This is a genomic window from Mycoplasmopsis mucosicanis (genome assembly GCF_006546935.1).
Classification (GTDB): domain Bacteria; phylum Bacillota_I; class Bacilli_A; order Mycoplasmatales; family Metamycoplasmataceae; genus Mycoplasmopsis; species Mycoplasmopsis mucosicanis.
The window spans coordinates 1-11,609 of record NZ_SMDN01000019.1; the positions used below are offsets into that span (position 1 = coordinate 1).

The following is an 11,609-nucleotide window of genomic DNA, read 5'->3' on the forward strand; positions in this document are numbered from 1 at the left end:
TCGCTATGCCTTGTAATTTGTCTGAAAATTAAATCATTTTTTGCTGCATATCTCTGATTTTCCATAACAAAATTGTATTCCTTAGTTGAATTCTAACTAAGAGGTTCATTCTGTTTGGTATTTGAAACTTTTACATGATTTCTAAAGGACCTAATACAGCACTCAAATAATTTAATATAATTAAGATAACATAAATATATCAATAAATTTGAGTCTTAATTTATAACTTGTGAGGTGTGATGCAAAACAAAATTAAAGTTAATTACTTACCAAAAATAAGTATATTAGTGCCAACACATAACTCTATAGGACGTTTTGAAAAAACTATTAATAAAATATTGTCTCAGACCTATAAAAACCTTGAAATAATCTTTCATGATGATGGTTCAAGCGATAATACTTTGCAAATTCTACAAAAGATAGCAAGTCTTGATAAGAGAGTCAAGGTACTTAATTCTCATATAAATATTGGACTAGCAAGTTCAAGAAATAATTTAATTAATGCCGCTAGTGGTGATTTTATATTCTTTATAGATGATGATGATTATTTTACTAGTGATAAAGTAATTGAGAAATGTGTTAAGGTTCTAAGCCCGCAAACTCAAATAATGGCTACTGAATTCTATTATGCTTTTGCACCAGGCATAAAGTTCTTAAATCCTCTTGCCAAATTAAAAACAAAAAATATTGATAGCTTAGAATACTATTTAAACTCAACAACATTTGCCTGAGGTTCATTTATTAATTTAGAGTTTTTTAGAAGTCTAAATATAAGTTTCACAGAATGCAAAAATGTATTTGAAGATATTTCAACAATGGGCAAAATATTTGCTAGTTGCAAAAATTTTACTTATACAAATATCCGCACAATTATCTACAATCGTTATAAGTCAATTATGTCCGCTATTGATAAAAATATTATTCAAAAAATGGAAACAGTAGAAAGATCATTTGTACACATTAAAGAATTTTTTGCTTCAAAACTAAGTAATGACAAAGAAAAATACCTAAGAATTGAGCAATCATTATATATGGAACACCTTTCATTATTATCTTTATACTATGCAGGAATAAAAAATAGACAAACAAAAGCAAATGTTCGTCAATATTTATTAAATAATATGCCTCGCATTCATGAGTTATATCCAAATTCAACACCAAAAAGGACTAATATAACACAAAATTTTATATTCTTGAACTCTAAAATATTTCTACCTCAAGACTTCAAGAAACAAAGGTTTTCAAAGTCAGATAAATATACTCTATATGACTTTTAACAAAAAATGCATATTGACTTTTTAAGGTCAAGATGCATTTTTTGTATTTAATCAAAAATGTTTCAGGTTTAAAATACTAATAATTAGTAATTATAACTTCAGTAGCGACACGGTTTGCTGCATCACAATTAATCATTCTTTTTGCTTCAACAATCTCAATGTTAAAATCCTTATAGAGTTCATGCACAAGACTTGAATTACTATTGGTTAACATTACATAACAACCTTTTTTATCAAGATTTCTAAATAAATTAGCTAATCTCAAGTGTTCTTCATATCCAAAACCATATTTTGTGTAAGAATCAAAAGAAGTTTCATTAAGCGGAACATAGGGACTATCGATAAAAATAAAATCGCCTTTTGTTGCTTGACTTAATGATTCTTCAAAGTCTAAATTAGTTATATTTACGCTTCTCAAAAATCTAGACATTCGTTCTAGATTATCTTCTTCAAATGACTTGACTGACTTTTTGTTATTGTATGGAACATTAAAAAGTCCGTCTCGATTTACTCGATAAAGTCCATTAAAGCATCTTTTGTTTAAATATATGAATAAGGCTGCTAACTCAACATCGTACTGTTTATTAACTACTTTTTTGTTATATTGAGTCCTGCGTTCATAATAAATTTCATTATTATTCTCATTTGAATCAAGAATTTTCAACAATTCACTTAATTCACTGAGATTTTTCTTAATCACGTTGTATGTTCAAATTAATTCAGAATTAACATCGTTAATTGAAGCATTCTTAGGTTGAAATTCAAATAAAACTGCACCACCACCAACGAAAGGTTCAAAATAATTATTAAATTTTAAAGGTAGTCTTTTTTTTTATTTCATTCAATAGTTGACGTTTACCACCAACTCACTTAACAAACGGTTTAAGTGGATTTTTGACCATTTTTTCTCCTGAAAACATATATTTGATAAAAAGTATTAACTTACCATAGATAAAGGATCTCAAGGTTCAATTTCAATTGGTTCTTTATCTAAAGCTGCTTTATTAGAATCATTTAAGAATTCAGGCGCAACTATTACGCTATAAACATACTCACTAAATCAGTCATCGCTCATTGAAAAATAACCTTTTGTTCCGTTTTCTTCACCTCATGAGTTTTCTATTTCTCATTTTATTGGTTGATTATTTTCATCTAGATCAACACCAACAAATGCCATTGCATGCGTAGGTTGCGACATTTTAAGGTTTAATTTGTCTGCTTTAGTTAATTTATTTTCTAGATCAAAAGCCTGTTCAATATTATATAAGTCAGTGTCCATTAATCCATTTTTTCTATCTATTTGAGGCCCCATATCGCATGCAAATCAACATGGTTGACCGGCTTGTAAACTTTTAATTGTTGCTTGTTTTAAGTCTTGCATAGAAACATTAATAAATGTAAGATGTCTTGACTCTATAGGTCCACGGAAATATTTAGCTTGTATTTTAGTATTTAGTGCAAATTTATCACGTGGATCAGCATACAAGTCAACTAATTTTTGGTAGTTGTTTGAAGCATATTTTTCAAGAAATTCTAAAGGTGTAATATTTGAAATACGCACAAATTTTTTGTCTTTATCTCTGTACTCAAAATCAAATTTTTGAGGTGGCAAACCTAGTGATTTTGCACAAATTTCAAAAACTTTTTGTAAAGCTTTTTCTTTAATAACTACTGATTTTTCAGTATATTTGGGATCAGAAGCAATAAGTTTGAGTTCTTTAACTACATTCATTAAATGAGCTTGTAATACAGAATTTAATTGAGCTGTATTTGAAGCATTAAAAGTCTCGGGCATTAAGCTTTTTGGAACAACTCCATATTTTGTAATAAGCCCTTCAGCTCATTCTCAATAACCACCATCTTCATAACCAAATCTTAAAAATGTTTCAAAAAGTCTATCTTGATAATCAAGGTTAATGTGTTCAATAATAAGGTTTAAAAATGTGTTTGCTTTTTCCATTTTTTCTCAAAACATTGTATATGCTTGAGAAAATTCAAAACTTTCAACATTTAATTTTTCCATTGTAACTGGTTTCAAAATGTTAAGTGCAGCAAAAATTCAACATCTTCCAGACTGTTTTTGGTTTGTCATACCACCTTTTTTGGTTTGAACACTAAATTCATTGTTGTGTTTTGCTCTAACATCATTGTTATAAACTGCATTGTAAACTCCATTTTTAGTAATAGCATTTTCAACCAATTTATTGTTTTTGTTTGCTCTATATTTTTCAAAGTATGTTTGTATAGTTTTTAAATCTAAATTCATTATTTCTCCTCTTCATTTTGATTGCTAATGTATTGTTCAAAATCATTGATAGTTTTGGCTAAACCACCATTTTTTCAATCTACACCAACAAAATCTGCGTGTTTTTTAACGTCTTCATGAGCATTGCCCATAGCAACTAAATAACCTATTTCAGGTAATGCATTCAAATCATTTTTGGAATCGCCAACATGAGCGCATTTTTTGATATCTAAACCTAATTTTTGAGCAACAAATTCATTGGCTTTGCCTTTTGTTGCATCCTTGTGAGTTACTTCAATTGAATAACCATGCGAAACAATATGAGTGCTTAAATCAGGAAAATTATCCTTGATATATGCTTCAATCTTTTGAATGCCTTCAAGGTCAGGACCAAAGACTAAAAACTGTCTAATTGTTTGATCTTTATCTATTTGAGTGTATGGCTCTTTGGCAAATCTATGAGCTCATTTACGCATATTTCAATTAAAGTTATCTTTATAATAAATAATACCTGAACCATTGATTACAAAGTACAATGAATTTTCCATAAAGTACTCTAAAATGTGTTTTTTTGTCAATTCTTCTATATTAATTTGGTGAATTATTTCACCTTTAGAATCAATAACTATTGAGCCTGTTGAACACACAGCATATGGTGCATTTATCATCTTCATTATTTCAGGAACTGCACCTGTTGGTCTACGTCCAGTTGAAGGTATCATAGGTTTGATTTTTTGCATTTTAAGCAAAAAATCTTGATTCTTTTTAGACATAAAACCATTGTCATCACCAGTATCTAACATCGTGCCATCAAGGTCAATAAAGTATGCTTGTATCTTGTTTTTATTCATATATATAAATATACTTTAATTTAAGTAAATAGGTTCAATTTTGTTAGTTTTTAAATTTTAGTTTTTGTGTGTATTAATTAACCAAAACTACTCAATTTTGAGTATTTTTGTTCAAAAATACTACTAAAAATTATTGAAAAATATACAGCAATAACTGTATATTTTTGCAAATATCTAAAATAATTTAAGCTTTGTCATTTGTTGGTTCATGTAGTGTGTTGGTTAATGCTTCTTGAGGAATTGTTACTTTTTGATCTGTATAAAGTTTGGTTGTTGAGTATTCACTCATTTCATGAGCAAATAATTCAGAATTCAACTGACCTTTTTTGCCTTCATCAGTAGTTAATTGAGCAAAATTAATAAATGTATCAATAAATTTACCACCTTCGTATGCTAAAACTACTTCATGATGTTTAGAGTAATCTAACATTTTATAACCATCACCACCAGAAAGAATAAAGTCGTTGGTTGAAATGTAGTAGTATTGATTTTTATCAATTGCTTTACCATTAATTTTGAATGTTTCTACTTTTGGTTTTCAAATGTGTTCTTGTTTGTTTGTTTTTTCACTTAGTCCTTTAACTACTTCAACTTCATAGGTCACGTTTGAAGACAATTGTGAAAAACCACCAGAACGTGCTTTTGAAAGACCATGTTTCAATGCTTCTTCAAGTACATCACCTTTAACTCTTACTGTAGATGTTCTATTACCAAATGGACTAAGTGCAAGCGCGTCACCACGTGTTATTTCACCTTTCTTAAGATCAACACGTAGACCTCCGCCATTAAATAATCCAATAGAGTTATCAAGTGTAGCCTCTACAAATCCTTGTGATTTGTATTGCTCTTGCTCTCAAACTTTAGCTTTTGCAAACTCTCATGCTACTGCATCAGAAGCAAACACACCAAGACCAGTTGGTTGAATTCTACCAATTCAATAAGGAGTTTTATCTATTTCTTTATTTTCAGTATGTTTATATTCTGCAGGTGATGTGAATACTTTAACTGAGTTTTCTTTGTCAAAAATTTCTTTAAGTCTGCTAATTAATTTATCACTTAAATCTGTTGTATAGATTTCAATTTGATTAATATCTCTTAAAACTTGGTGAACTTCTTGAATTTCACCTGTTTTTGTGTTAAATGTTACATCAATGTCACCTAAATATTTAGTATATGCTTCAGTTTGAGTGATTCAAATATTTCTATCAGGTGCTTTATCTTTGTTAATTGGCACGTATGTATGGCTGTGTCCATCAATAATTAAGTCTAAATCACCTTTAACATGTTGAGATAAGTAATCAGAAGTTCATTCAACTTTATTTCTTCCAGTACCTAGGTGAGTGGTTGCTATGAAAAATGTAATGTCAGGATATTTTGCTTTAATTTCATCAATTATTTTGTTAGATTCTTCTGTTGGATCTCTAAAATCCACTAATACTGAGTTTTTAGGGTGCGAAGTTACTTTTGTATCTGGTGTAGTGATACCAAAAATTGCAACTTTAATACCTGATGCTACTTCTTTAATAATGTAAGGTTTAAATACTCTTTGACCAACCTTATTTTGATCATAACCTGCTGGTCTTTCATTTTCTGCTACATCTTTATAATCTTTATAGTAAATGTTTGCAGAAATAAATGGTGTTGATTGACCATGTAATTCTTTTGTTGACTCATTATTTAAATCTAAAATGTGTTGCAAACCATAATCAAACTCATGGTTACCAATTGCTATTGAGTCATAACCTAAATATTTAGTAATTTCAGTAATAGTTTTACCTTTATCTGAATCTGAAAGAGGCAATCCTTGAATTAAGTCACCAGCAGATACTAAAATATCATAATTTTTGTCATCTAGATATTTACCTGTTCTTGCAATTCCTGAATATTTATTGTACTTGTAGTCATCAAAAATCAATCTTCCATGCTCATCATTTGAGTGGAAAATTTTAATTGTTTTAAGTTCTGATTTTTCTTCATTTTCAGCTTTTCGCAAAGCATTAAAAAGATAATTGTACTTTTGTACAAGAGGTCTTAATGTATGTTTTGCTTCAAAAAACAAGTCAAAAATTTTGTCTTCTACTGCACTTAACTCTTTTTGTGCTTTTTCTAGTTTTGCTTTGTTTTCATCTGTGGCAGCTTTATCTGCAGCTTGTGTTGCTTTTGGTTTTGCTTTTTTCAATTTTTTAAGTTCATCTTTTTTAGTTGCGTATTCATCTTTAAGGGTTTTCAACTTTTTAGCAAACTCAGCAATTTTTGTGTTGTATAAAACATTGTTTTCACGATATTGCTTTCTTAATTCCGGCGATTTTAGAGTGATTTGAGTTGCTGGAGTTCCTTGATTTTGTGAACAACTAGCAGCAACAATAGGCAATGCTAATGAGCTCGTCCCTAGCACTAAAGCTAAATTTCTAATTTTCTTATTCATTTTTTTCTCCTTATTTTTATTAACAAAATCATACTAAACATTCTAATCAAGCATATTAATATGGATTTTAAGTAAATAAATATTCAAAAATTCGGTGATGTTTGCATTATTTTGTACTTTTATGGACTAAAAAATGACTCTAAATAATAAAATTTAGAAGGTTAAAAATAAGGAGAATAATGTTAAAAGAATTTCAACTATATATCGATGATATTGACGCAATGTCAAAATCATCACTAAATCAGGATCAAAAAGATCTAATTAAGCGAATTTTAAAAAATACATATGAGCACAACAAAGAAGACTTTGATAATGTCTTTCAATTACTTAAATCTAGAGTCTCACTAGGTTTTGTTTTTGACGCAGCTCCAAGTGTTGACAACACACAAGTCGCTTTACTTTCAAAAGACAATGAATTGTCTTTTGAAAACACCAAATCAATAGGGGGGGGGGCAACTAATTATTGGTGAAAACTATGATGCTTTAAAAAATTTACTAGTTTTGGCCAATAATTTTGGTGACAATTACAAATACGATGTTATTTACATCGATCCTCCTTATAATACTGACCGCTCTAAAACAGACGGTAATAATTTCGCAAGTGAAAAAGACGATGTCAAGGCATCTAAATTTATCTACAGAGATAAATTTAGTCGTACCGGTTGACTAAACATGATGAATGAACGTTTAAGAATGGCTCGCCAACTTCTAAAAGAAGATGGAGTTATTTTTGTGTCTATTGATGATGCTGAGCAAGCGTATTTAAAAGTTCTAATGGATGAAATTTTTGGTGAAGAGAATTTTATGGTCTCGTTTATATGAGAAAGAACAAATCACACAAATCAAGGGAATACTGGTAAAAAAGTTTTTAGAAACAGTGAATATATACATACATATTGTAAAAATGCTTTGTTTTTAGACTATTTTAATGAAGGTGATAAATTTGATTTTGATTCAGCCCCATTAAAAAACAATTCAAACAAAGAAAAAGAACTTGTATTTAAACCAAATCAAATATTCATAAAAGAAGATAATTCATATAATCTTGAAGAGTTAAAAATAAAAATAAAGAGTCGTTGAAACCAGGAAAGGGTGATTGAAGAACTGGAGAAAGGAACAAAATTTCGTTTAACAAACAAAAAAGAACAAATTATTAGAGTTACATATGCGGAGGATAAACAAGGATTTGTTGTTCCAAAGTCATTGTTAAATACTTCAAAGTTATTTTCAGAAAGATATAATAAACCTACCACTGAACATGGAACAAAAGAATTAAACAGCTTAATTAACTCAAATTTATTCTCATACCCAAAACCAAAAGAATTAATAATGTATTTGATTTCGTTAATAAAAGGTAAAGAGTTCAAAGTACTCGACTTCTTCGCAGGTTCAGGCACCACTGCTCATGCAGTTTTAGACCTAAACCGTGAAGATGGTGGACATAGAACTTATACACTAGTAACAAACAACGAAAACAATATCGCTAAAGATGTGTGTTATGAAAGACTTTTTAGAATAAATAAAGGTGTTGGATCAAAAGGTGAAAAAGACTTTGATTGAATCAAGAAAAATGAACCATACAATACATCACTTGATGTTTTCAATATCAAGTACTTTGATACAAACTTATTAAATACACAAAATGAGTTAATAAAAGAAACACTTAAACAAGAATTTGTTGATTTTGGTATAGATATTAGACAAATGGAAAAAATGAATACTTTTGCACTACTAACTGCTTTATACTCTCTTAAACCAGTGAAAAAGGATGAAGATGAGTAGATACATATTAAGCAGTGTTCAACAAAAAGCAGTAGATCAATTAGTTGCTAAATATAATGATTTAGAAACTAAAGATAAGGTTATTGTCGATTTTCAAGCACCAACTGGTGCAGGTAAAACGTTTATTATTACAAATGTTATCAATGAAATTATTAATAATAATCGTAATCAAGGTTCACCACGCAAACTTATCTTTGTTATAGCAACACTTTCTTCGGCTGAATTGCCTTTACAACTTGAAAATAATTTACTTGAATATAAACAACACATTAATGGACTTTTTAATGTTAAGTGATGTGAATCTCCTTCATCAAGTAAAACAAAATTAGAACACTATCCTGATATTCCAGTTGAAGAAAACAATGTAATAATCTTTGGTAAGCAGTCTGCAGGAAAGAAAAAAATATTGACTGAACAAGGTTTCTTTGATCGTTTTTTAGATGAAATTAAAACAAAAAACTACACTCTTGTTTATATACGTGATGAAGCACACCATGGTGGTGAAGTATCAAAAAACAACAATTTAATTGACTATGATATGAATATGTCGCAAGAGAGAATCAATGTCAATAAATCAAAGAGTTTTGAATTTAGTGTACAAAATGCAGCTAGTTATATCATTAAAATGACTGCAACACCAAAAGGTAATAATGAACTAATTTATATCAATGAAAAAGACCTAAAACAAGATGATATATTGCTGCTTAAAGACAATGCAATTCACAATGAAGGCTTATCAAATAACAGCGAAATAGATGACATTGATATGCTTGAAGTTGCATGTAAAAAATTTAGATATGTGCTAGATGAATATGCAAAAAACAATGAAGAACTAAAAAATATCTCACCTGCTATGCTTATCCAAGTACGAAATGAACCAAGTGATAAACATGAAAAAGAGATTTTTGAGCAAGAAATCAACAAAATTATTGCTAAATTAGAAGAACATAATTTAAGCTGAGTTAAATATTTTTCTTCAGACAAAATAGATTCAAAATTACGTTTGGACTCTGGGGACATAAATCAAAAAGTCAATCTAAAAGAAATATCAAAAGACACATCTGATCATAATGTTATTTTATTTAAAATAGGTCCTTCTACTGGTTGAAACATACCACGTGCTTGTATGCTTGTACAACTTAGAAACGTGTCTTCAGACACTTTATCAGTACAAACATTAGGCAGAATTAAACGTTTTCCTAACCCTGAGTACTCACGAAAATATATGGATAAAATTCCTGAGAAAGCTATATCAAGAACATATTGAATCTACACAAATTTGAACGATGTAGGTAAGACGCGTTTTACCTTAACACTCAAAAAACAGTATGAAAAGGAAAAATTTATCTCTGGAAGTATAAACGCTGATAAACATAAAGAAGGTTTTAATAAACATGGATACAAAGCAAAAATACTTGATGAATTAAGCAAGTCTAGAATAGTAAATGAGTTCAATAAATACGTTGAAGAGTATAAAGCAAAAAACTATTTAGTTACTGAGTACATTACAACGAATAATAGTGAGGGTGGAATAGTATCAAGAATTAAGTCAATGGTTACTAATAGTATTGAACTAGAGACCTACATTGAAACTTGGTTTGTTAAAAACGCTAAATTATTTCCTGACACTTTGCGAGAAGACATCATAAAATCTATATTTGCACCCTCAATAAGCAATGAAAATAGCCAGATTTCTATATACATGTTCTGATTTATTATTATTCAAAAATACGAAGAGACAATAAAAATAATTTATTCAGACTTTGTTGAAATAGCAAGAAACGATTTAGATTTATACAATCTAGAATATATGTATTCATTGCCTAAAAACAATGAAACATTTTTAACAGATGCTAAATTAGATAACCCACAATTAAAAGTTAAACTGAATAAATCTAATAACTATGCTTATGAAGATTTAAGAGAAAACGAGCACTATTTTGACTCATATTCAGAAGGCCATTTTGCCGATGATTTATTCAAATATATTGAAAAAAATCATTTAAATGAAAAAGTTAAAGTATGAAGCAAAAACCCTGTATTCCATGGACTTAATTTTCAATATATTGATACAAATAACGAGATTAAAAATTCATATCCTGACTTTCTTATTGATGTGATTGATACTGATGGAAAAACTCATAAAATCACAGTCGAAGTTAAAAACTTGGATAATGATTATGACAAAGATAAGACAACTACTTTAATTGATGCATATCAAAAATATTTAAGTGAAGACAAAATTGATAATATTAGACGCAGTCAAGAAAGTTTAAATATTGCAAGTATTTCAATAATGATATGTTATGCTCACTTTGAAAAAAACATATTTAAGGATTATTATTTTGTAGGAACAAGCACACTAAAAGACTTAAGTGAATGATTAAATATTGGAGATAATGTCAAACAAGCTGGTGACTTAATAAAGCAAAAAAACTCAAGAATTACTGACCTAGAAACTTTATTCAGTTATTTTAAGTAGTTCATATTGCACAAATGACCTCATCGAGGTCATTTTTTTGACAAAAAAACTTGTGCATCTATGTATGCACAAGTGATTATTAATATTATTAAAATTATTGTAAATTAAGGAAAGGAGTAAAAATGAATTTAAACCATATTACCAAAAATAGAAAATATTACAATTTTATTCAATAGAGTGAGAATGGAGTATGAACCTTGAAAACAAATAACAAGGTTCAGGAAATTGGAGTGAGAGAATTTAAAGTCAACCTTTTATTTACATCCCCATACATGTAAATAGGTTTTTTAATTTATTTATAGAGTGTGAATTTTGAGAAACCGGAACCTTTTTTACAAGCATTATTTAATACTTAGGTTCCATTAATAGTATAGCAAAATAATTAAAAATAATAAACTCTCAGAAAAAATTGAAGTATTCTTTCAAATACCAAACAGAATGAACCTCTTAGTTAGAATTCAACTAAGGAATACAATTTTGTTATGGAAAATCAGAGATATGCAGCAAAAAATGATTTAATTTTCAGACAAATTACAAGGCATAGCGA

The 11,609-nt window shown here is 28.8% G+C and carries 8 protein-coding genes; 4 read left to right on the forward strand and 4 right to left on the reverse strand.

Features of this window, described 5'->3' with window-relative positions; all coding sequences use genetic code 4:
* Positions 1-239 precede the first annotated feature (239 nt).
* The gene (locus E1I18_RS03350) at positions 240-1,277 is read left to right on the forward strand and encodes a glycosyltransferase family 2 protein (protein WP_141484182.1); all 1,038 of its coding nucleotides are present in this window, start codon (positions 240-242) and stop codon (positions 1,275-1,277) included.
* Between the two features lie 76 nt (positions 1,278-1,353).
* Here the strand turns inward: E1I18_RS03350 and E1I18_RS03355 are convergent, their stop codons facing one another.
* The 4 genes from E1I18_RS03355 to E1I18_RS03370 all read right to left on the reverse strand — a co-directional run bounded on the left by E1I18_RS03355 (position 1,354) and on the right by E1I18_RS03370 (position 6,798).
* Positions 1,354-2,094, reverse strand: coding sequence for a DNA adenine methylase (locus E1I18_RS03355; RefSeq protein ID WP_308495577.1), 741 nt, complete (start codon positions 2,092-2,094; stop codon positions 1,354-1,356).
* Between the two features lie 120 nt (positions 2,095-2,214).
* Positions 2,215-3,543, reverse strand: coding sequence for a C1 family peptidase (locus tag E1I18_RS03360; RefSeq protein ID WP_141484183.1), 1,329 nt, complete (start codon positions 3,541-3,543; stop codon positions 2,215-2,217).
* Entirely contained in the window at positions 3,543-4,373 is an 831-nt protein-coding gene (locus E1I18_RS03365; protein ID WP_141484184.1) for a Cof-type HAD-IIB family hydrolase, read from the reverse strand. Before E1I18_RS03365 ends, E1I18_RS03360 begins: the two co-directional genes overlap by 1 nt.
* 184 nt (positions 4,374-4,557) lie before the next feature.
* A complete protein-coding gene (locus E1I18_RS03370; RefSeq protein WP_141484185.1) occupies positions 4,558-6,798 on the reverse strand; it encodes a bifunctional metallophosphatase/5'-nucleotidase in 2,241 nt (746 codons plus the stop codon).
* Between the two features lie 179 nt (positions 6,799-6,977).
* On the opposite strand from E1I18_RS03370, the gene E1I18_RS03815 reads away from it, so the two are divergent.
* From E1I18_RS03815 to E1I18_RS03385, 3 genes are read left to right on the forward strand one after another with little or no spacing between them, the layout of a single operon-like run.
* Entirely contained in the window at positions 6,978-7,310 is a 333-nt protein-coding gene (locus tag E1I18_RS03815) for a type III restriction endonuclease subunit M (protein ID WP_235888482.1), read from the forward strand.
* Positions 7,300-8,580 (forward strand): site-specific DNA-methyltransferase, encoded by a 1,281-nt coding sequence (locus E1I18_RS03380; RefSeq protein ID WP_235888483.1) that lies wholly within the window; start codon positions 7,300-7,302, stop codon positions 8,578-8,580. Before E1I18_RS03815 ends, E1I18_RS03380 begins: the two co-directional genes overlap by 11 nt.
* Positions 8,573-11,062 carry a DEAD/DEAH box helicase family protein gene (locus E1I18_RS03385; protein WP_170218541.1) on the forward strand — a complete coding sequence of 830 codons (2,490 nt, stop codon included), beginning with the start codon at positions 8,573-8,575 and terminating at the stop codon, positions 11,060-11,062. The genes E1I18_RS03380 and E1I18_RS03385 overlap by 8 nt, the downstream gene beginning before the upstream one ends.
* The last annotated feature ends 547 nt before the right edge of the window (positions 11,063-11,609 follow it).